The following is a 20,862-nucleotide window of genomic DNA, read 5'->3' on the forward strand; positions in this document are numbered from 1 at the left end:
ATTTGTTCACCCATCTTCCTGAAAACAACTATATTCACCTTTATTGTTTACTAAAATGCAGAATTATACGTATTGAATTTTTGTAGGCATTTTCGGATCTGTATCATGAATTTCGAAGGCTTCTCCCACTCCAAATCCTTTTTCCTCTAATACTTGTGATACTGACATACGTGCTAGTTCTTTCATGTTATTATCTAAACTTAAATGGGCTAAATAAATATGTTTTGTCTCATCTGTAATTACATCCGCCATCGCTAATGCAGCGTCCTCATTACAAACGTGACCCACATCACTTAAAATACGTCGCTTAATACTCCATGGATAACGTCCCATACGAAGCATTTCCACGTCATGATTACTTTCAAACACGAAAGCATTAGCACCCTTAATAACACCTTTCATACGATCACTCACGTATCCCGTATCTGTAATAAGGGCTAACTTTCTATTATTGTTATGAAAAGCATAGAACATCGGCTCTGCCGCATCATGAGAAACCCCAAATGACTCGACCTCAATATTACCGAATGTTTTCACATCCCCAACTGAGAAAATAAACTTTTGCTCAGTTGGGATATTTCCTATTAAATGTTCCATTGCATTCCATGTTTTCTCATTTGCATAAACAGGTAAATCATATTTACGTGCCAATACACCTAATCCTTTAATATGGTCACTATGTTCATGTGTTACAAGAATACCTGATATATCATTTATATTTAGTTCTGCCTGTTTAAATAAAGCCTCTGTTGCTTTACCACTTAAACCTGCATCGACGAGTAATTTTTTTTCATCTGTTCCTACATATAGCATATTCCCTGTACTTCCACTTGCAAGTACGCTAAAATGCAACCCCATTCTTTCTCACTCCAGTATGTTCATCAACCACTTGATTTTCCCTTTCCCCTAATTCCATAACTTGTCCTTCGATTGCATTTACAAAGAAGTCCTGCTTCTGCTCCGTTTTTAAATTCCATGTTGGAGCGAGTACTTGGTTATTAGAAGTAGATGCGGTAAGGGTGGCATAACCAATTTGTGCTTCTTTTACATGTGTATTCCCATGAACTTTATTTTTTAAATACAGATTTTCTAAAGCTGTTTGAGCAGTAATAATTTCTTGCTGTTTCGTTTTTTCACTTTCGCCCATTTCTTTTAAATCAGTTAGCATCGTCTGCGTGTACGACACGAGTTCATTTTTTTCATTTAATTCCACAACAATCATTGCCTGATCGTTATAGAAAATAGGCTTATCTTTATATTTTTGGAAGAAGTAAATTTTAGAGTCTTTCATCGCCCCAAACTCATACTTTTGTCCATCCAATACATAGTTCTTCAAAAAATCACTATACTTATCTTTGGATAATGATTTTGTATTTAAAAAGGGCTCTTTTAGCTTACTTTCTATCCTGTACATATTTTGTATATGCGCCATTTGATTCTTTAAAGACTGTACATCTTCTTCTTTAAACGCCTTGTTTTCCGCCCTAATAAATGATTCTTTTTTCGGTTCTTTAGGGAAATTACCCATAGTAATTTTGTTTGCTTTTAATTCTTGATCTATCTTTGTTTCTGCAATAAGCTCCAATTGATTACTATCTTGCTTTTGAATGAATTGAAAAATGAGAAAGAGGTCCAAAACAAAAAAGGTCACAATAAATATGGTTTTAATCCGATCCCAATCCATTTAGTCCTCCCTCACTCCACTCATATATTTTTTGTTTACCCGCTTCATCTTCAACAAACTTTACATACCAAATTGGCTGTAGTCGAGCTACTTGCCCATCTAGTGATAATTTGTATCCAATACCAATGTCTTTAATGAATCTTTTATCTACCGCGGCATTATTTTCTAAAGATGCTATTACAACGTGACCTGATGGAAGAGTAACCTTCTGTTCTATACCTTTCGTATTTAAAGACAACAACGGTCTTTCATATTCCATTACTTCTTCTGATCCCCATACTTGTCTCAATTCAGCTAATCCATCTGTATTGAATACGGAATATCCATCTTCATGTAAACGGAATACCGTCTGTCCTTTATTCATATAATCCAAACGATATGAATCCAAACTCCCACTGTGACCATTTACAAAATCAAAGCTTTTTTGTAAAAGCATTAAATTATCGGTCGTTTTCTCACTTGAAACAGAAGAATTTTTATACTTTAGCATATGATGATCGTTTTCAATCTCCATGGACCTAATACCATCCGTAAATGTTTCTTTCGATTTCTCGGTAATAGGGCTTAAATAACGTGGGTCACTAAAAAGAGCATTCTTAAATGTATCAACCGCTAAATTAGATGAAATATATGTTATATTACTTAATTCTGTCGTTCCATCTGGTAAAAATAGCTTTTTCATATCATTAATTTGATAGTCAAAATAAGGTTTTGCTGATACTATAAATTGATTTTGTGCATTTACAATATCTTTTAAATACACACCACTTAATTTTGCTTCATATATTCTAGAGTTATCACCATCAGAAACAAAATTAATTTTAATTTCTTGATCCCTACTTCTAGAAGGGTCAAGAATAATTCGATTAAAATGTTTAGGCTTATCTATACTTTTTTCTTTCATATTAAACATAGATTTAACTGCATCAAATGGGATGTTGGTAGGAAAAACAAGCTCCATTTTCCCTTCACCATGCACATAAGAAAGGAAATCAGCCTTAGCAATCGATATCTCTTTGAAACCATGTAATTCCCCTGCTTCCAAAGGTTTATAGATTGATTCTATATCTACCTCTCTTTTGCTCCCATAATGATTTTTATCTTTATGCACGATGATAGAAGTAGGGCGGACAACATCAGCGATTTTAGTTTGAGTAATTCCTTCATTCCCCTGCACAAATTTTGCGTTTTGCATAGACGTGGAATCTGGCACATACGTCCATAAGTTAAAAGTAAGAAATAGGCTAATTACAACTAAATTAATTAAAACTATCGTTTTAACATTTTCCATACTCATTCCCAATCGTCCTCTTCATCTGCTGCCATTGGCAATGTGAAGTAAATAGTTGTCCCTTTTCCTTCCTCACTCTTCGCCCAAATCGAGCCACCATGTGCCTCAATCATTTCTTTTGCAATTGCTAATCCAAGTCCTGTACCACCCATTTGTCTTGAACGTGCTTTATCTACGCGGTAAAAACGTTCAAAGATTTTATCGACGTTTTCTTTGGGAATACCCATTCCTTGGTCACTTACACTAACCTCTAATAATTCCCCACGATCACGTAAGCGATATGTTACTGTTCCACCTTCTGGTGAATACTTTAATGCATTCGAAATAATGTTATACAAAACTTGCGTAATTTTATCCGTATCCATATCAATAAATCGGGATTTCTTAGAAAAAGATCGTTTGAAACTTACGTTTTGCTCTTTAGACATTTCAAAACGATCAATAATGTTATTAAAGAAGTCAGTAAAGTCGACCCATTCTTTCATTAAACGATGTTCTGTACTATCGAGTTTAGAAAGTTGCAATAACGCATTTACAAGTCTAATCATTCTTTCTGTTTCTTCTTGTGTAACTGTTAAAAATTGCGGTGCAATATTCGGATCTTGCCACGCGCCGTCCGTAAGTGCCTCTAAGTAACTGCGCATCGTTGTTAATGGCGTCCTTAATTCATGGGAAACGTTTGCCACAAACTCACGGCGTTCCCTTTCTATACGCTCCTGCTCAGTTACATCATATAATACGGCAATTAAACCATTTGCTTTCCCTGTCTCTTTTTGAATAACAGAGAAACTAGCACGTAAAATATATGGCTCATTTCTCGTACTAAAATCTAATAAAACGGAATCAGGCTCTTCGTATAAATGATCGAGCGTAAATTCTTCTTGTATCCCTAATACTTCTAAAACAGATTGATCGAGCGCCGTTTCACGCGAAACATTTAGCATCTTTTCCGCAGGATCATTTAATAAAATAATGTCTCCTTTTCGGTCAGTAGCAATTACTCCATCTGTCATATGTGATAAAACAGATGATAATTTACGTCTTTCACTTTCCGTTGAAGAACGAGCTTGTTGTAATTTTTTTGATAAATTATTGAAAGATAATGCTAATTGTCCTATTTCATCATGGCTATGCACTTTTACTTTTCTTGAATAGTTTCCTTTTGCCATTTCAATCGCTTGTCTTCGCATATCTGAGATTGGTCTCGTAATCGTTTGAGCTAACAAAATTCCAAGTACAGCTGTTACGAGTAATGCAATAACGGTTCCAGTCGCAAAAATTTGATTAATATCCTTCATCTGTTTATAAACATCTTCCATAGATGCAACAATGTAAATAACACCAAGTGCATCCTTGCCGTTATCATCTAGAATAGGAGTAAGCATAACTTGTACACGATGGCCTGTACGACCATCCTTCTCAATTTTCACTTCTGGCTTTTTTTGTACCAATACCCGTTGAACAGCTATATCAGTTGATGTTCTATTTACCTTGTTTTGCTTTGACTCATCTGAAATAGCGAGTAACTTTCTATGCGAATCAAATACACTTACCTCTTGGATATCTTTCTTTCGATCAGAGGCAAATTTTCGAATTGAAGTTTTAATCGTTTCATCTGTTGATTCTGTTTCTGCCTTTGTATAACTTTTTTTAAACTCTTGTTTCAAGTTATATGATAATAAGTTCGTTTGCTGCGTTAAAGAATCTCTAAAGCCTTGTACAAGACTCTTTTCTAACTCTCTTACAAAATATACCCCAATAACTTGCATAGCTATTAATATTAATAGCATATATATGAGTACAAATTTTAAATGAATAGATTGAAAAAAACCAACTTTCTTCATATACTATTCCTGCTCTGGGTCACGCAAGTAATATCCTACTCCACGTCTAGTTACAATTAAAGTAGGATGACTTGGATTATCTTCAATTTTTTCACGTAAACGACGCACTGTTACATCCACTGTACGTACATCTCCAAAATAGTCATAACCCCAAACTGTTTGCAATAAATGCTCACGAGTCATAACTTGTCCTAAATGTTTGGCTAAATAATGTAGTAGCTCAAATTCACGATGTGTAAGTTCAATATTTTCCTCACGTTTCGTTACACTATACGCATTTGAATTGATAACGATTGGTCCAATAACCATTTCCGTATTTTCTTCTTTTTCTGCAGCACCACCTTGTTGATGGCGACGTAAATTCGCCTTCACACGAGCAAGTAATTCCCTCGTACTAAATGGCTTCGTTACATAATCATCTGCTCCAAGCTCAAGCCCTAATACTTTATCAATTTCAGAGTCCTTTGCTGTAAGCATAATAATCGGCATTTCTGAGCTTTTACGTATTTCACGGCAAACCTCTAAGCCATCCTTACCTGGTAGCATAATATCTAATAAAACCATATCTGGCTGCTCTTCATTCGCTTTTTCAATCGCTTCATCACCATCATGCGCCATTACAATTTCAAAACCTTCTTTTTCTAGGTTGAACTTCAAAATATCCGCAATCGGCTTTTCATCATCAACTACTAAAATTTTCTTTCCCATCATCGTCTATTTCCTCCTTATAAAGTGAAACTTTAATCGCTGGGGTTCTTCATCCCATACCGACTATTAGTTGAACCAATCGGGCATTTACGGGCCGTTAATCCCACACTTAACTTCTTTACCTTCGCTGAATTTTTGGGTGGGGTCTTACCGCCCGGCAAATAGCGGGTAAAAATATGGTCAATATCCCTAAACACATTGATGTCTACATAGTATGTCCCTATATGACCGCATCTTTTGCTTAAGTACTTTCTCCTCTATTCTCACAGACTCATGTATGATCCACTTTTACACGGAATCCTATACGATCTATAGAAAAACCTCTAGCTTCAACTGCTAGAGGCTTCTCATTCTATTTTAAAATAACTACTCACTTTTGTAAAATTACACAAATAAAAAGGATATTAAGTGGGCCCACTTAATATCCTGAGAGTGGCTCGGGACGGAATCGAACCGCCGACACGAGGATTTTCAGTCCTCTGCTCTACCGACTGAGCTACCGAGCCAAAACTATATATAAAACCACTAATGGTGGTATAAACAAAAGTGGCGGTCCCGACCGGGGTCGAACCGGCGATCTCCTGCGTGACAGGCAGGCATGTTAACCACTACACCACGGGACCAAAAATGAACATAAAAAAAACATGACCCGTACGGGATTCGAACCCGTGTTACCGCCGTGAAAGGGCGGTGTCTTAACCACTTGACCAACGGGCCACGAAAAATAAAATGGTGAGCCATGAAGGATTCGAACCTTCGACCCTCTGATTAAAAGTCAGATGCTCTACCAACTGAGCTAATGGCTCATACTCACCAACGTCATATTTTCGTGACGACAAGATGTATCATAACATGTTTTCTTTGTTTTGTGCAATACCTTTTTTTATTTTTTTATAAAAGATAAGAAAAAACTCATGCGGACATGAGTTTTTTCTCAAAAATATCAATTAAGCTTCGTATACGTTACGAACAATATTTGTTTGGTTACGATCTGGTCCAACTGAGAACATAGATAATTGAATTCCTGTTAACTCAGAAACACGTTCTACGTATTTTCGTGCATTTTCAGGAAGCTCGTCTAATGATTTTACACCAGTAATATCTTCTGTCCAACCTGGAAGCTCTTCGTATACAGGCTCACATTTCGCTAAAATGTTTAAGTTTGCTGGAACTTCATCGATCACTTCGCCATTGTATTTGTAAGCAACGCAAATTTTAAGAGTCGGAATACCTGTTAGAACGTCGATAGAATTTAATGATAAATCTGTTAAACCACTAACACGACGTGCATGTCTTACAACAACGCTATCGAACCAACCTACGCGGCGCGGACGACCAGTTGTCGTTCCATACTCACGACCAACTTCACGAATTTGATGACCAATTTCATCATGAAGCTCAGTAGGGAAAGGACCATCACCTACGCGGCTTGTATATGCTTTACACACACCTACAACGCGAGTAACTTTCGCAGGACCAACTCCAGTTCCAACTGTTACACCACCAGCAATCGGGTTAGAAGATGTAACGAACGGGTACGTACCGTGGTCGATATCAAGCATAACACCTTGTGCACCTTCAAATAATACACGGTGATTGTTATCTAGTGCATCATTTAATACAACAGACGTATCACATACATATTGCGCGATTTGTTGTCCGTACTCGAAATACTCTTCGAAGATTTCTTCTACACTGAAACCTTCTGTATCGTACATTTTTTCAAATAAACGATTTTTTTCTACTAAATTGCGCTCAAGCTTTTCTTTAAATGCTTCACGGTCTAAAAGATCAGCCATACGAATACCAATACGAGCAGCTTTATCCATATATGCAGGACCGATACCTTTTTTCGTTGTACCGATTTTGTTATCACCTTTACTTGCTTCTTCTAATTCATCCTGTTTTAAGTGATAAGGTAAAATAACGTGCGCACGGTTACTTACACGTAAATTATCAGTACTTACACCACGATCGTGTAAGTATTTTAACTCTTCAAGTAATGCTTTCGGATCTACTACTAAGCCATTTCCGATTACACAAATTTTCTCTTTATAGAAAATACCAGATGGAATTAAGTGTAATTTATATTTAACTCCGCCGAAAACAATTGTATGTCCCGCGTTATTTCCACCTTGATATCTTGCAACTACTTCCGCATGCTCAGAAAGAAAATCAGTGATTTTACCTTTTCCTTCGTCGCCCCATTGTGTTCCTACAACTACTACTGAAGACATTATTAAAGCACCTCCGCGATTTTCAAACGATCTATTCAAACAATATAATTGTACCAAAACCGAAAAAGAAGTCAACCAAAAAGCGAACATTTTTTTATTAAAAAACATTTTCGTTCGTAAGAATTATATTTTCACACTATGAAAGCCTTATCTTTCCTATAAAAAAAAAGAAACACATCTTATTATAAGAAATGCATTTCTTTTTTATACTATCTTTATGCAGGGGGCGCATGTCCATCCTCAAAGCGACGTTCTAAGTTAACGAACTTATTGAACTCTTTAACGAATGCGAGCTCTACTGAGCCTACGGGACCGTTACGCTGCTTTGCAATAATAATTTCAATCGTATTTTTATTTTCCGTTTCTCGGTCATAGTAATCTTCACGATATAAGAAGGCTACTATATCAGCATCCTGCTCGATACTTCCCGATTCACGAATATCAGACATCATCGGACGTTTATCTTGACGAGATTCTACACCACGAGATAACTGCGACAAGGCAATAACAGGCACTTGCAATTCACGCGCAATCCCTTTTAATGTACGAGAAATCTCAGATACTTCCTGCTGACGGTTTTCTCCTGATTTCCCGCTTCCTTGAATAAGCTGTAAATAGTCAATTAAAACCATACCTAGACCTTGTTCTTGCTTTAATCTACGGCATTTCGCTCGAATCTCATTTACTTTAATCCCTGGTGTATCATCAATATAGATACCAGCATTAGAAAGACTCCCCATCGCCATTGTTAATTTTGCCCAATCATCAGAAGTTAATGAACCGGTACGCAGTCTTTGCGCATCAATATTTCCTTCTGCACAAAGCATACGCATAACAAGCTGATCAGAGCCCATCTCTAAACTAAAAATCGCTACATTTTCATCAGTTTTCGTCGCTACGTTTTGTGCGATATTTAATGAAAATGCGGTTTTCCCTACTGATGGACGTGCCGCTACTATGATTAAATCATTTCGCTGGAAACCTGCGGTCATCTTATCTAATTCTGTAAATCCAGTTGGTATCCCAGTAACTTCACCTTTTTGATTATGCAAAAGTTCAATTTTATCGTAAGCATCTACAAGAACATCTTTAATGTTTTGGAATGCTTTTGCATTCGTTTGGTGAGATACTTCTAATATTTTTTTCTCAGCCTCATTTAAAAGACCATCCACGTCATCTTCTCTCTCATACCCATCAGACACGATATGAGTCGCTGTTCGAATCAAACGACGTAATAGCGCCTTTTCAGCGATGATTCGTGCATAATATTCTACGTTAGCAGCGGTTGGAACAACTTCTGCTAATTCTGCTAAGTAAGAAACCCCACCAACTTCTTCTAATAATCCTTGATCAGCCATTGCTGACGTCATTATTACTAAGTCAATCGGCTCTCCTTTATCAGATAACCCAAGCATGACTTCAAAAATCTTTTGATGTTTCGTTCGATAAAATGAGTCAGGTACCAATAATTCCGATGCTGACGTTAACGCATCTTGATCAATTAATATGGCCCCTAAAACCGCCTGCTCAGCCTCTATATTATGCGGAGGGGTACGATCAGCCATTACATCACTCATACGCAATCCTCCTTGCTTAACTTATTTTTATTGTTCACTAACATGAACTTTTACTGTTGCTGTTACTTGCGGATGCAACTTCACAGTAACGTTTGTATAGCCTAATGCACGAATTGCATCATCCATTTCAAATTTACGTTTATCAAGTTTAATTTTATGTGATTTTTGCATCGCATCTACGATTTGTTTACTTGTGATTGAACCGAATAGACGGCCACCTTCTCCAGATTTCGCCTTTACTTCTACAGTTAGTTTCTCTAACGTTTCTTTCAACTCTTTTGCATTTTCAACCTCTGCTGCTGCATCTTTTTCTTCTTTTCGCTTTTGAGCTTCTAAAGTTTTCATACTGCTATTTGTCGCTTCAGCAGCTAATCCTTGTTTTAATAAGAAGTTATTTGCATAGCCATCTGGTACGTTTTTTATTTCTCCTTTTTTCCCTTTACCTTTTACGTCTTTTAGAAAAATTACTTTCATGATTGTGTGCCTCCCTGTAAATAGTCATCAATAACAAATCGAAGCTTCTCCTCAGCTTCATCTACTGTAACATTTTTCATTTGTGTGGCTGCATTCGTTAAATGCCCACCACCGCCTAAATTTTCCATAATTAGCTGCACGTTCACTTCACCTAAAGACCTGCCGCTAATTCCAATGAAATTCTCGCCACGTTTTGCAATAACAAATGACGCAATAATTCCTGTCATTGTTAATAATGTGTCGGCTGATTGCGCAATAAGCACTTGATCGTAGTAATCATCACTATCAACTTTTGCAATCGCAATTCCATTTGTATAAATGTACGCATTTTTAATAGCTTTTGCAACCCGTAAATACTGATCCATATCTTCTTTTAAAAGCTCTTGTACAAGTACAGTATCTGCACCATGTGAGCGTAAATAAGAAGCGGCATCAAACGTACGAGCACCTGTCCGGAATGTAAAGCTTTTCGTATCAACAATAATACCTGCTAACAGTGCCGTTGCTTCTAACATTGTCATTTTTAAATTTTTCGGTTGGTACTCAAGTAATTCTGTAACAAGTTCTGCCGTGGAAGAAGCGTATGGCTCCATGTAAACAAGCAATGGATCTTCAATAAAATCTTCTCCCCGGCGATGATGGTCAATAACAACTACATTTTCAATTTTATGTAACAGCTTTTCTTCCATCACCATTGAAGGTTTATGCGTATCAACAACAACAAGTAATGAATCATCATTTGCAAATTCCATCGCTTGTCCTGGGGTAATAAAGTGAGACCATAACTCTTCGTTTTGTTTCACTTTATCCATTAAACGCTTAATTCCCTTATCAGAATCATTTTCATCTAACACAATATATCCTTTGCGCTCATTTAATTGCGCTACCTTTAAAATACCAATCGCAGCACCAATTGCGTCCATATCAGGAGCCCTATGCCCCATTATAATGACATTACTACTTTCTAATACTAAATCCTTTAATGCATGCGAAATAACTCTGGCACGTACACGAGTACGTTTTTCAACTGGATTCGTCTTACCACCATAAAACTTAACTTTACCTGTCGCTTGTTTAATAGCTACTTGATCTCCACCACGGCCAAGCGCAAGGTCTAAACCGGACTGAGCCATTGCCCCAAGCTCTGATAAAGGTAAATCACCTGATCCAACACCTACACTTAAGGTGAGTGGTATATTCCTTTTGGATGTTTCTTCACGCACCTGATCTAAAATGCTAAATTTCCCTTTCTCCATCTGTGCTAAAATACTCTCATTTAGTACAACGAAGAATCTTTCTGAAGATGCACGTTTTAAATATGCCCCATACTTAACGGCCCATTCATTTAGTCGTGATGTTACAAGACTTGTGATATTCGTACGTAATTGATCATCTAACCCCTGTGTAACTTCATCATAATTATCTAAATAAATGACAGCCAAAACAGTGCGTTGATCCTCGTACATCTTTTCAATCTCTGTTTGTTCCGTTACATCAAAGAAATAAATTAACTTTTCTTCTTTCCTTACAAAAACGCGAAACTTTCGGTTATTTAAAGAGACTATATCGTCGGATGTTTCTCCCTTAATAAAAAGAAGCAACGTTTCTGATACATCATAAAGGTGCCATCCAGCTAACGCATGCTGTCCTAGACATGAAGATAAATAAGGATTCGCCCAATCAATCCCATAATCCTTATTGTATAACAAAATACCAATCGGCATTTGGTTAAATGCTTCATTACTCACTTTCTTTACTCTTGTAATCATATCTGTCGTATACTTCTCGAAATTCCTTTGAAAGGTCAGTTCAAAGCGTATAACAACAAAAAGTACAATGCAAAAAATAAAAAAGGTGGATATCCCCATAATTAAATGAAAATAACAGAGGATGGCAATGAGCACAAACACGAAAAATGCCAATACATAAACAGGATATAAAAACCACTGTTTCTTATAAAATTCAGGCATGTATACAACTCCTATAAAGTAAAACTAACTCACCTTTCAGTTAGTTACACAGATTAAAATAGTATAAGGAATATTACTTTATCCTCCTATTTTAGAACGCAATGAAATCCCTAAATCAATTATACCTAAGATTGTCACAAGAGGAAACAACATCGGTATAAACATGCAGACAATAAAACTAATAATAGGAACCCCTTTCGTAAAACCTTTGCTATGCGCTAGAAAAGCGATAAATGTCAGACCTTGTAGTACTAGTAGTAAGGCAAATATGACATATAGGTTAGAAAATACCATATGTAAATATGATGTCGGTTCTACCTTTATAAAAGTTGATAGCAAAATAAATATAACGTAATACCAAACAATACTCTTTGGTAATTGTATATCTTTAAATTTAGGCCAAGTTATAACGTCATGCTTTAGTTTTCTCAAAACACTACCTGATATCATAATTGTAATCCAAGAAAAACATACCGAGACCATTACAAGCAAACTTGGGAATAACGTTTGTAACACATCATTAAATTGTGCAAATAATTCTTTTTGCTCCTTACTAATAGGCATACCAGCAGCAGTGACTATCTTTTCACTTTGCGCCATACTTTCATTAAGCATATTTTGCATTTGCTTCATTAAATCTATGTTAAAAAACTTTATACTTGCAACATAAATGAGCATAATACCAATTAAGTACGCAAGCGTCCCCGCCATCAAAATTTCTACCGGTTTTTTTTGTTTTTTATACATATATCCTAAAACGATACCTATCAATCCAAACATAGTTGTCTTTACTAGGTTCATCGGTTGACTGACAATAACAGTAATAAAAAGTGCCGCCGTAAAAATTACAAAGGTGTTAGATAATTTATATCTTATCGTTAGCAATATAAACGGCAATGGCAACGCAAACGTTACAACTGTACCTAAAATTGGAACATACATAGATATAAGCAATAACATTGCATATATCGCCAGCAACGCTGCACCCTCAGTAATAAATTTCGTATTCTTCATCATCTAACCTCTCTTTCAAAAAAGAAAAGCATAGCAAAATGCACAGTAGAGTCCGACTCTACTGTGCATTTCATACGCTATTATTCACCAACATATGGTAAAAGTGCCATTTGACGAGCACGTTTAATTGCAACTGTAAGTTTGCGTTGGTATTTTGCGCTTGTTCCTGTTACACGACGAGGTAAAATTTTACCACGCTCAGAAACGAAACGTTTTAATAAATCAACATCTTTATAGTCAATGCGAGTGATGCCGTTAGATGTGAAGAAACACACCTTACGACGTTTCGCACGTCCACCTTTGCGTCCTGCCATGTCTATTCCCTCCATTCTTTGTTAAAACTAACTAATTTACTGTATTAGAACGGTAAATCGTCGTCGGAAATGTCGATCGGTTGACCTACATTTGAAAATGGATCGTCATTCTTCGTAAATCCAGAGTTACCTTGGTTACCTTGGTTACCTGAATTACTAGATTGACCAAATGGGTTAGAGCTTTGGTTACCGAAACCAGCTCCTGATGGTTGCTGATTAAATGAACCACGTTGCTCCCCACCGCCATTACGCGGCTCTAAAAATTGTACGCTTTCCGCAAGAACTTCTGTTACATATACACGTTTACCATCTTGTCCATCGTAATTACGAGTTTGAAGACGTCCATCTACGCCTGCTAAGCTACCTTTTTTCAAATAATTTGCTACGTTTTCTGCTTGTTTACGCCATATTACACAATTAATAAAGTCAGCTTCACGCTCACCTTGTTGATTCGCAAATGCGCGATTCACAGCTAACGTAAAAGTAGCTACCGCAACACCATTGGGCGTGTAACGTAAGTCAGGGTCCTTAGTTAAACGACCAACGAGGATAACACGATTCATCAATCGAACCACTCTCCCTTATATATCAATTATTTTTCTTCTTCTTTAACAACGATATGACGAAGGATGTCTTCGTTGATCTTAGCTAAACGGTCGAATTCGTTAATCGCTTCTGCGTTAGAGTTCACGTTTAAGATCATGTAGAAACCTTCACGTAAGTCGTTGATTTCGTAAGCTAAACGACGCTTACCCCACTCTTTCGTGTTAATGATTTCTGCACCATTGTTTGTTAAAACACCTGCGAAACGTTCAACTAAAGCTTTTTGAGCTTCTTCTTCAACGCCAGGACGAATGATGTACATAATTTCGTACTTTCTCATTACACTTTCACCTCCTTTTGGTCTAAACGGCCCATAATGGGCAAGGAGCAATTAATTTATAGTAATTACTCACGAGTTTAGATTATATCATAGTAAGTTAGATGAATCAACTCACCCATGCATAAAAAACTTGGCAAACACATAATATATTTGCCAAGCTCATATCTTTATTTTTCCTAGGAAATATTAAATTAAACGTTGAAACGGAAGTGCATAACGTCTCCATCTTTTACGATATACTCTTTTCCTTCTAAACGAACTTTACCAGCTTCTTTTGCAGCTGTCATAGAACCGTTTGTCATTAAGTCTTCGTAAGAAACTGTTTCCGCACGAATAAATCCACGCTCAAAGTCTGTATGAATTACGCCAGCACATTGTGGTGCTTTCATACCTTGTTTAAACGTCCATGCACGTACTTCTTGCACACCAGCTGTGAAGTAAGTAGCAAGTCCTAATAAATCATATGCAGCACGAATTAATTGATCTAAACCAGATTCTTCAATGCCTAGTTCTTCAAGGAATACTTTTTTCTCTTCCTCGTCTAGCTCAGCGATTTCTTCTTCGATTTTTGCACATACAACGATTACTTGAGCATTTTCATTTGCAGCAAATTCTTTTACCATTTGTACATATTTATTTTCAGAAGGATCCATAATATCATCTTCACTTACGTTTGCTACGTATAGCATTTCTTTCGTTGTAAGTAAATGAAGGCCTTTAACAATCTTCATTTGTTCTTCTGTAAATTCAACAGTACGAGCTGGTTTTCCCTCTTCAAAAGCTTCTTTTAAACGAACTAAAATTTCATGCTCATATACTGCTTCTTTATCTTTTTGTCTTGCTAACTTCGCAACACGCTCGATACGTTTATCAACAGATTCTAAATCCGCTAAGATTAGCTCTAAGTTGATTGTTTCAATATCATCGATTGGATCTACTTTCCCTGAAACGTGTGTAATATTTTCGTCTTCAAAACAACGAACAACTTGGCAAATTGCATCTACTTGGCGAATGTGAGATAAGAATTTATTTCCTAAACCTTCACCTTTACTAGCACCTTTTACGATACCTGCAATATCAGTAAACTCAAATACAGTCGGAACAGTTTTTTTCGGTTCTACTAATTCCGTTAATTTATTTAAACGCTCATCTGGTACTTCTACAATCCCTACGTTTGGATCAATTGTACAGAATGGATAGTTTGCAGATTCTGCTCCTGCTTGTGTAATTGCATTAAATAAAGTTGACTTCCCTACGTTAGGTAATCCAACAATCCCAGCCGTTAATCCCATATTTTTCACTCCTATGTCTCAATCTTTCATCATTATAGATAGTATCGAAAAAAATGACAAGTTTCCTCCAAACGAAAAAAAGTAACAGCTACCCATTGCAACTGTTACTTTCTCTCTATTCTTCGTGCTTCACAAGTATTTTTTTCACCTTACGATCAAATTCTCTTCGAGGAATCATTACTGAATGGTCACATCCCTCGCACTTAATGCGGATATCCATTCCCATACGAATAATTTTCCAGCGATTCTCACCACATGGGTGGGCTTTCTTCATTTCCACAACATCGTACAAGTTATACTGCTTTTGCTCCATTCTCCAAACCCCTCTCCATACTAAATTGCTTTTCCACTCACCAATTCTTCACGATTATATAAAACCATACGTGGATATGGAATTTCAATCCCATGTAAATCTAGACGATTTTTAATTTCTTTACGAAGTGCTCTCGCAACAACCGCATGTTGCATCGGCTCTACTTCCGCAATAACACGTAATATAACTTCTGACGCAGCCAATGTTTGCACACCTAATAACTGAGGCTTTGCTACCATTTGCGTATACTGTGCAGGTAATTCTTCCAATAACTCTTCAATGACTTGCTCCGCTTTCGCTATGTCAGCCTCATACGAAATGGATACATCAACAAATGCTACACTATTACTAACTGAATAGTTCGTAACTTGAATAATACTTCCATTTGGTAAAGTATGAATTTCGCCTGTCCAACTCTTTACTTTTGTTGTACGAAGTCCAATTTCTAGAACGACACCTTCAAACTGACCAATTTTTACATAGTCACCTACTGAAAATTGATCTTCTAGCAAAATAAATAACCCCGTAATAACATCTTTTACTAAACTTTGAGCACCAAATCCGACTGCTAAACCAATTACCCCGGCACCCGCTAATAAACCAGATGCATTAATATTAAACACACCCAAAATCGCAATTAACATAATGAACATAACAACGTATGCCACAATATTTTCAAGTAACTTCGCTACTGTAACTGTACGACGTTCTGAAATTTGAATTGGCGAACGGCTTCCCATACGAAACGCATTTCGTACAATTGCACGCGCAACTCGCACAATAATTGCACCAAGTATTAAAATAACGACTATTTTTAGTGATTTCACACCTATATTCGTCCAATCAATGGACTCAAACCATTTCAACGCTAAATCCATGTACCTCTACCTCTCCAGCTAAAATTTCTTTTTAATCATCCTTCTTATTGTATCAGAAGTCACCCTGATTTCTGAAAAATTTTTATGACTTTAATTGCATTTGTTAACTTCTATGCAGGTATAAAATGGAACGAATATATATATACTAGTACTATTATTTCCGTTTTCACTCAAGTTTTACAGGAAGTACGCACTTATAGTTTTCCATTTCACTCACCATATAACATATTTTGAAAATTTATTAAAAGGATGGATGCTTCATGAATATTGGAAGTTTTCGCTTACCCTTTTTCGAAAAAGAAACTCAAAATGTTATGCACCAAGACGTAGAAGCCTCCGAGATAATTAGTAACTTCTTACTTTCCCATATCCCTATTAAAACGAATATACCGATTATTCTCGTTTGTATCGGAACAGATCGTTCTACAGGCGATGCACTCGGTCCGTTAGTCGGTACGAAACTAGAACAAGCAGGAATTAAAAACTTCCAAGTGTTCGGCACACTAGATGAGCCAGTGCATGCGCTAAATTTAGAAGAAAAAATTCAGAATATACAGAAAGATAATCCTACTTCATTTATAATTGCGGTTGATGCCTGTTTAGGAAAGTCTCAAAACATCGGTTCCATCACTACCGGAATGGGGCCTAGTAAACCTGGAGCTGCGATGAACAAAAAATTACCTGCAGTTGGTGATTTACATATTCATGGCATCGTAAATCTAAATGGTTTTATGGAGTTTTTCGTCCTGCAAAATACAAGATTAAGTTTAGTCATGAAAATGGCTGATGTAATTGCACAAAGTATAAAAGAAACAGACCAAAAATTATCTGTATTAAAAAAAGCAAACCATCTATAAATAATAAGATGGTTTGCTTTTTAGTTTTTCTGCGCTAATAATTCTAAAATACGATTTAAATCTTCTTTATTAAAAAATTCAATTTCGATTTTACCTTTTTCTTTTTTCGTTTCTTTAATTTTTACATCTGTGCCAAACTTTTCTCTTAAGAACGTTTCGCGTTCTACGAAAAATATGTTTCTCTCTTTTTTCACTTGTTTTGTTTCACGTGAAACGCGTTGATTAATCTCCTGAACAATTTTCTCTAATTGACGAACGTTTAATCCTTCTTTTTCGATTCGTTTTAATAAAGATTTCAATTGTTCTTCATCTTTTATAGTAAGCAAAGTTCTCCCATGGGCCATTGAAAGTTGACCATTTGCAATCATATCTTGCACAAAAGAAGGGAGGCTTAATAACCGCGTATAATTTGCAATGTAAGGTCTGCTCTTACCAAGACGTTTTGCTAATTGTTCTTGCGTTACATTTAGCTCATTCATTAACATTTGATATGCCATTGCTTCTTCCATTGGGTTTAAATCTTCTCGTTGTAAGTTTTCAAGCAATGCAAACTCCATCATTTGCTGCTCATTTAATTGTCTTACAACAGCAGGTACCTTTTCGAGCCCTGCCTCTTTGGCAGCACGATATCTTCTTTCACCTGCAACAATTTCATATCCTTTAATACTCTTCCTAGCAATTAACGGTTGCAATATGCCATGCTCTTTAATAGAGGCCGATAATTCTTGAATTGCCTCTTTATTAAAGTGTTTACGTGGTTGATATGGATTCGGTCTTAATTCAGTTATCACAATCTCCTGAATTGCCTCTTCTTCTTTCACATCTAAATCAGGAAAAAACACATTAATTCCTCTTCCTAATCCTTTAGCCACCTGCAATCACTTCCTCTGCTAAATCTATATATACTTCTGCCCCTCTTGATTTAGCGTCATACTGCATAATTGGTTTCCCATGACTTGGTGCTTCACTTAAACGAACATTACGAGGAATAATCGAACGGTATACTTTATCCCTAAAGTATTTTTTCACTTCATCTATAACCTGAATCCCTAAATTCGTACGGGCATCCAACATCGTTAACAATACACCTTGAATTGCTAGATTTTTATTTAAGTGCTTTTGCACAAGTCGAACTGTATTTAATAGCTGACTTAATCCTTCTAGTGCGTAATATTCGCATTGAACAGGAATAATAACAGAATCTGCTGCGGTTAATGCATTAATCGTTAATAACCCTAAGGACGGGGGACAGTCGATAATAATATAGTCATATTCATCACGAACTGGCTGTAATGCCCTTTGTAAACGTACTTCCCGGGAAATAGTCGGTACCAATTCAATTTCAGCACCTGCCAATTGAATTGTAGCGGGTAGAACATCTAAGTTTTCAGTTGCGGTTTTACGTATAACCCCTTGAACATCTGCATCTTCCACAAGAACATTGTAAATACATTGATCTAATTCGGATTTTTCAATTCCCACACCAGTCGTTGCATTTCCTTGAGCGTCAATATCTACAAGAAGGACTTTTTTACCTACTTGTGCCAATCCAGCCCCTAAATTAACAGATGTTGTTGTTTTTCCAACGCCACCTTTTTGATTGGCAATAGCAATGATTTTTCCCATGATGTCACCTACTTTCAACCTTTCTATCTTATTCTAGTAACAATTACGTTTATTGTAACATGAAATAAAAGTTTTTCTTTTACGTCCTTATTAAACTTCAAAATTTATTTCTAAACTCCTTCTTCATCTAACAAGAAAATATAGTAAAAGAGACCTATCCAGTAGGATAAGGTCTCTAACACGCCATTATTATTTTTTCTTCGGAATTTTAATTGTAATTTGATAGTACTCATCAAATTCTTCTTCCGCAGAATTAACATTTAAACCACTGTCAGCAACCATTTGTAATGACTGCCTAATTGTATTCATGGCAATTCTCGTATCTCGACTTACTGCTTTTTGCTTTGCCTTACGCTTCGGTTTGGCTTCCTCTAGTAATTTCGCAATTCGTTCCTCTGTTTGCTTTACATTCAGTTGTTTCTCCACAATTTCCTGTAAAACCTTCAGTTGTAATTCCTCATTCTTTAAAGGAATGAGAGCGCGGGCATGGCGTTCTGTAATACTTTTTTCTAATAACGCACGTTTTATTTCTTCAGGCAACTTTAACAATCGCAACTTATTTGCGATTGTGGATTGTCCTTTTCCAAGTCGTTGTGCCAATGCTTCTTGTGTTAAATTATGTAACTCAATTAGCTTTTGATATGCCACAGCTTCCTCGATTGCTGTTAGTTCCTCTCGTTGCAAGTTTTCAATTAAAGCTACAGAAGCTGTCTCTGTATCATTTAAGTTCTTTATAATTGCAGGAACCTTTTCCCACCCTAACTTTGTTGCCGCACGGAAACGCCTTTCTCCAGCGATAATCTCGTACTTGTCATCCTCATATTGCCTCACAACAATCGGCTGAATCAGCCCATGTGTACGAATCGTTAGTGCTAGCTCTTCAATTCGTGCATCATCAAAAACTGTTCGTGGTTGATAACGGTTAGGGGTAATATTTACTATCGGAATTTCTTGTATTTCTTCATATACCTTTTTATCTATTTCTTCATGGCTTTCGTCTTGTAATTCGAATTCGCTCTCTTTATCTCCAAAGCCAAATAAACGAGAAAACGTATTTTTCATACATATTCCACCACCTTTTAGGCCTATTGACTATTCTCCATAAAATGTTTCCTATGAAACATTTACGTTTTCATTTATATAATTTAATCTTACGTCTAATAAGATTTATTTTTCAATAGGTAATTTATTGGGTGTTCCCGGTTTGCGTGGATATTTCTTTGGTGTCTTGCGCTTTTTCTCGATTAATAAAATATTACGTTCACTTTCTTCAAACGGTAATTGGAACGTAGACATTTCTTTTAAATTCCCGCCTAGCACCTCTAAAGCATACTTGCCATTTTCAATTTCTTCGTTTGCTGCGGCACCTTTCATTGCAATGAATGTTCCCCCAACTTTTACAAGTGGTAAACATAGCTCACTCAATACCGAAAGACGCGCGACTGCACGTGCCATTACAATATCGTACGATTCACGTACACCTTCTTTTTTCCCAAATGTTTCCGCACGATCGTGACAAAACGCAACGTCACCTAATTCCAACTTTTGTGCTAAATGATTTAAGAAGTTAATACGTTTTTGCAATGAGTCTACAATTGTTACTTTTAAGTGCGGGAAACAGATTTTCAAAGGAATACTTGGGAATCCAGCTCCTGCGCCAACATCACAAATTGAGAATGGTTCTGAAAAATCATAATAAAAAGCAGCTGTAATGGAATCAAAAAAGTGTTTTAAATATACTTCCTCTTTCTCCGTAATAGCCGTTAAGTTCATTTTTTCATTCCACTCTACTAATGTTTCAAAGTAGATTTCGAACTGCTCTAACTGTCTAGAAGAGAGGGTGATCCCCTTCTCTTCTAGCATAGATTGAAATTGTTCTATGTTCATCTAACAATATCTC

General features: G+C 36.4%; 21 protein-coding genes and 4 tRNA genes. 1 reads left to right on the forward strand and 24 read right to left on the reverse strand.

The window, feature by feature from the left end; genetic code table 11:
* Nucleotides 1-63: 63 nt before the first annotated feature.
* The 20 genes from ACLBWW_RS12355 to ACLBWW_RS12450 all read right to left on the reverse strand — a co-directional run bounded on the left by ACLBWW_RS12355 (nt 64) and on the right by ACLBWW_RS12450 (nt 16,479).
* Nucleotides 64-858, reverse strand: a complete 795-nt coding sequence (locus ACLBWW_RS12355; protein ID WP_048542841.1) for an MBL fold metallo-hydrolase — start codon at nt 856-858, stop codon at nt 64-66.
* On the reverse strand, nt 842-1,684 hold the full coding sequence (locus ACLBWW_RS12360) for a two-component system regulatory protein YycI (RefSeq protein ID WP_048542843.1): 843 nt from the start codon (nt 1,682-1,684) through the stop codon (nt 842-844). The genes ACLBWW_RS12355 and ACLBWW_RS12360 overlap by 17 nt, the downstream gene beginning before the upstream one ends.
* Complete coding sequence (locus ACLBWW_RS12365; RefSeq protein ID WP_048542844.1) at nt 1,665-2,981, reverse strand: YycH family regulatory protein; 1,317 nt, start codon at nt 2,979-2,981, stop codon at nt 1,665-1,667. Before ACLBWW_RS12365 ends, ACLBWW_RS12360 begins: the two co-directional genes overlap by 20 nt.
* Nucleotides 2,978-4,819, reverse strand: a complete 1,842-nt coding sequence (walK, locus tag ACLBWW_RS12370) for a cell wall metabolism sensor histidine kinase WalK (protein WP_048542845.1) — start codon at nt 4,817-4,819, stop codon at nt 2,978-2,980. Before walK ends, ACLBWW_RS12365 begins: the two co-directional genes overlap by 4 nt.
* A gap of 3 nt (nt 4,820-4,822) precedes the next feature.
* Nucleotides 4,823-5,530 carry a cell wall metabolism DNA-binding response regulator WalR gene (walR, locus tag ACLBWW_RS12375; protein ID WP_000971866.1) on the reverse strand — a complete coding sequence of 236 codons (708 nt, stop codon included), beginning with the start codon at nt 5,528-5,530 and terminating at the stop codon, nt 4,823-4,825.
* 430 nt (nt 5,531-5,960) lie between these two features.
* Nucleotides 5,961-6,033: transfer RNA gene (locus ACLBWW_RS12380), tRNA-Phe, on the reverse strand.
* A 41-nt stretch (nt 6,034-6,074) separates the two neighbouring features.
* Nucleotides 6,075-6,150 (reverse strand) — tRNA-Asp (locus ACLBWW_RS12385).
* A gap of 22 nt (nt 6,151-6,172) precedes the next feature.
* Nucleotides 6,173-6,244, reverse strand: a tRNA-Glu gene (locus ACLBWW_RS12390).
* A 13-nt stretch (nt 6,245-6,257) separates the two neighbouring features.
* Nucleotides 6,258-6,333 (reverse strand) — tRNA-Lys (locus ACLBWW_RS12395).
* Between the two features lie 141 nt (nt 6,334-6,474).
* Nucleotides 6,475-7,764 carry an adenylosuccinate synthase gene (locus ACLBWW_RS12400; RefSeq protein ID WP_000100228.1) on the reverse strand — a complete coding sequence of 430 codons (1,290 nt, stop codon included), beginning with the start codon at nt 7,762-7,764 and terminating at the stop codon, nt 6,475-6,477.
* 215 nt (nt 7,765-7,979) lie between these two features.
* Nucleotides 7,980-9,341: a replicative DNA helicase gene (gene dnaB, locus ACLBWW_RS12405; RefSeq protein ID WP_001286242.1), complete on the reverse strand. Its 1,362-nt coding sequence runs from the start codon at nt 9,339-9,341 to the stop codon at nt 7,980-7,982.
* Nucleotides 9,342-9,368: 27 nt separating this feature from the next.
* Complete coding sequence (gene rplI / locus ACLBWW_RS12410; protein WP_000864225.1) at nt 9,369-9,815, reverse strand: 50S ribosomal protein L9; 447 nt, start codon at nt 9,813-9,815, stop codon at nt 9,369-9,371.
* On the reverse strand, nt 9,812-11,785 hold the full coding sequence (locus ACLBWW_RS12415; protein ID WP_001113891.1) for a DHH family phosphoesterase: 1,974 nt from the start codon (nt 11,783-11,785) through the stop codon (nt 9,812-9,814). Before ACLBWW_RS12415 ends, rplI begins: the two co-directional genes overlap by 4 nt.
* Nucleotides 11,786-11,863: 78 nt before the next feature.
* Nucleotides 11,864-12,799, reverse strand: a complete 936-nt coding sequence (locus ACLBWW_RS12420; protein ID WP_048542848.1) for a YybS family protein — start codon at nt 12,797-12,799, stop codon at nt 11,864-11,866.
* Between the two features lie 80 nt (nt 12,800-12,879).
* Nucleotides 12,880-13,113 carry a 30S ribosomal protein S18 gene (rpsR, locus tag ACLBWW_RS12425; protein ID WP_000918874.1) on the reverse strand — a complete coding sequence of 78 codons (234 nt, stop codon included), beginning with the start codon at nt 13,111-13,113 and terminating at the stop codon, nt 12,880-12,882.
* A 44-nt stretch (nt 13,114-13,157) separates the two neighbouring features.
* Nucleotides 13,158-13,679: a single-stranded DNA-binding protein gene (ssb, locus tag ACLBWW_RS12430; RefSeq protein ID WP_000981963.1), complete on the reverse strand. Its 522-nt coding sequence runs from the start codon at nt 13,677-13,679 to the stop codon at nt 13,158-13,160.
* Between the two features lie 26 nt (nt 13,680-13,705).
* On the reverse strand, nt 13,706-13,996 hold the full coding sequence (gene rpsF / locus ACLBWW_RS12435) for a 30S ribosomal protein S6 (protein WP_001233781.1): 291 nt from the start codon (nt 13,994-13,996) through the stop codon (nt 13,706-13,708).
* Nucleotides 13,997-14,187: 191 nt separating this feature from the next.
* Nucleotides 14,188-15,288, reverse strand: coding sequence for a redox-regulated ATPase YchF (gene ychF, locus ACLBWW_RS12440; RefSeq protein ID WP_000524660.1), 1,101 nt, complete (start codon nt 15,286-15,288; stop codon nt 14,188-14,190).
* Nucleotides 15,289-15,403: 115 nt separating this feature from the next.
* Nucleotides 15,404-15,601 carry a DUF951 domain-containing protein gene (locus tag ACLBWW_RS12445; protein WP_000436051.1) on the reverse strand — a complete coding sequence of 66 codons (198 nt, stop codon included), beginning with the start codon at nt 15,599-15,601 and terminating at the stop codon, nt 15,404-15,406.
* Nucleotides 15,602-15,621: 20 nt separating this feature from the next.
* Nucleotides 15,622-16,479, reverse strand: coding sequence for a mechanosensitive ion channel family protein (locus ACLBWW_RS12450; protein ID WP_000362298.1), 858 nt, complete (start codon nt 16,477-16,479; stop codon nt 15,622-15,624).
* A 260-nt stretch (nt 16,480-16,739) separates the two neighbouring features.
* Here ACLBWW_RS12450 and yyaC point away from each other — a divergent pair, with 260 nt between their 5' ends.
* A complete protein-coding gene (gene yyaC / locus ACLBWW_RS12455) occupies nt 16,740-17,336 on the forward strand; it encodes a spore protease YyaC (RefSeq protein WP_048542850.1) in 597 nt (198 codons plus the stop codon).
* A 20-nt stretch (nt 17,337-17,356) separates the two neighbouring features.
* Here yyaC and spo0J read toward each other — a convergent pair whose 3' ends face one another.
* From spo0J to rsmG, 4 genes are all read right to left on the reverse strand, one after another.
* Nucleotides 17,357-18,208, reverse strand: coding sequence for a stage 0 sporulation protein Spo0J (gene spo0J, locus ACLBWW_RS12460; protein WP_001051814.1), 852 nt, complete (start codon nt 18,206-18,208; stop codon nt 17,357-17,359).
* Nucleotides 18,201-18,962 (reverse strand): sporulation initiation inhibitor protein Soj, encoded by a 762-nt coding sequence (gene soj, locus ACLBWW_RS12465; protein ID WP_000516117.1) that lies wholly within the window; start codon nt 18,960-18,962, stop codon nt 18,201-18,203. The genes spo0J and soj overlap by 8 nt, the downstream gene beginning before the upstream one ends.
* A 189-nt stretch (nt 18,963-19,151) precedes the next feature.
* The gene (gene noc, locus ACLBWW_RS12470) at nt 19,152-20,024 is read right to left on the reverse strand and encodes a nucleoid occlusion protein (protein WP_000799025.1); all 873 of its coding nucleotides are present in this window, start codon (nt 20,022-20,024) and stop codon (nt 19,152-19,154) included.
* A gap of 105 nt (nt 20,025-20,129) precedes the next feature.
* Entirely contained in the window at nt 20,130-20,849 is a 720-nt protein-coding gene (rsmG, locus tag ACLBWW_RS12475) for a 16S rRNA (guanine(527)-N(7))-methyltransferase RsmG (protein WP_001019619.1), read from the reverse strand.
* Nucleotides 20,850-20,862 lie beyond the last annotated feature (13 nt).

It is taken from the genome of Bacillus sp. M5A3_1b, assembly GCF_053345335.1.

Coding starts and splice junctions, on each gene's coding strand:
- ACLBWW_RS12355 (WP_048542841.1), bottom strand. CDS start 858: ATGGGGTTGCATTTTAGCGTACTTGCAAGTGGAAGTACAGGGAATATG.
- ACLBWW_RS12360 (WP_048542843.1), bottom strand. CDS start 1,684: ATGGATTGGGATCGGATTAAAACCATATTTATTGTGACCTTTTTTGTT.
- ACLBWW_RS12365 (WP_048542844.1), bottom strand. CDS start 2,981: ATGAGTATGGAAAATGTTAAAACGATAGTTTTAATTAATTTAGTTGTA.
- walK (WP_048542845.1), bottom strand. CDS start 4,819: ATGAAGAAAGTTGGTTTTTTTCAATCTATTCATTTAAAATTTGTACTC.
- walR (WP_000971866.1), bottom strand. CDS start 5,530: ATGATGGGAAAGAAAATTTTAGTAGTTGATGATGAAAAGCCGATTGCG.
- ACLBWW_RS12400 (WP_000100228.1), bottom strand. CDS start 7,764: ATGTCTTCAGTAGTAGTTGTAGGAACACAATGGGGCGACGAAGGAAAA.
- dnaB (WP_001286242.1), bottom strand. CDS start 9,341: ATGAGTGATGTAATGGCTGATCGTACCCCTCCGCATAATATAGAGGCT.
- rplI (WP_000864225.1), bottom strand. CDS start 9,815: ATGAAAGTAATTTTTCTAAAAGACGTAAAAGGTAAAGGGAAAAAAGGA.
- ACLBWW_RS12415 (WP_001113891.1), bottom strand. CDS start 11,785: ATGCCTGAATTTTATAAGAAACAGTGGTTTTTATATCCTGTTTATGTA.
- ACLBWW_RS12420 (WP_048542848.1), bottom strand. CDS start 12,799: ATGAAGAATACGAAATTTATTACTGAGGGTGCAGCGTTGCTGGCGATA.
- rpsR (WP_000918874.1), bottom strand. CDS start 13,113: ATGGCAGGACGCAAAGGTGGACGTGCGAAACGTCGTAAGGTGTGTTTC.
- rpsF (WP_001233781.1), bottom strand. CDS start 13,996: ATGAGAAAGTACGAAATTATGTACATCATTCGTCCTGGCGTTGAAGAA.
- ychF (WP_000524660.1), bottom strand. CDS start 15,288: ATGGGATTAACGGCTGGGATTGTTGGATTACCTAACGTAGGGAAGTCA.
- ACLBWW_RS12445 (WP_000436051.1), bottom strand. CDS start 15,601: ATGGAGCAAAAGCAGTATAACTTGTACGATGTTGTGGAAATGAAGAAA.
- ACLBWW_RS12450 (WP_000362298.1), bottom strand. CDS start 16,479: ATGGATTTAGCGTTGAAATGGTTTGAGTCCATTGATTGGACGAATATA.
- yyaC (WP_048542850.1), top strand. CDS start 16,740: ATGAATATTGGAAGTTTTCGCTTACCCTTTTTCGAAAAAGAAACTCAA.
- soj (WP_000516117.1), bottom strand. CDS start 18,962: ATGGGAAAAATCATTGCTATTGCCAATCAAAAAGGTGGCGTTGGAAAA.
- noc (WP_000799025.1), bottom strand. CDS start 20,024: ATGAAAAATACGTTTTCTCGTTTATTTGGCTTTGGAGATAAAGAGAGC.
- rsmG (WP_001019619.1), bottom strand. CDS start 20,849: ATGAACATAGAACAATTTCAATCTATGCTAGAAGAGAAGGGGATCACC.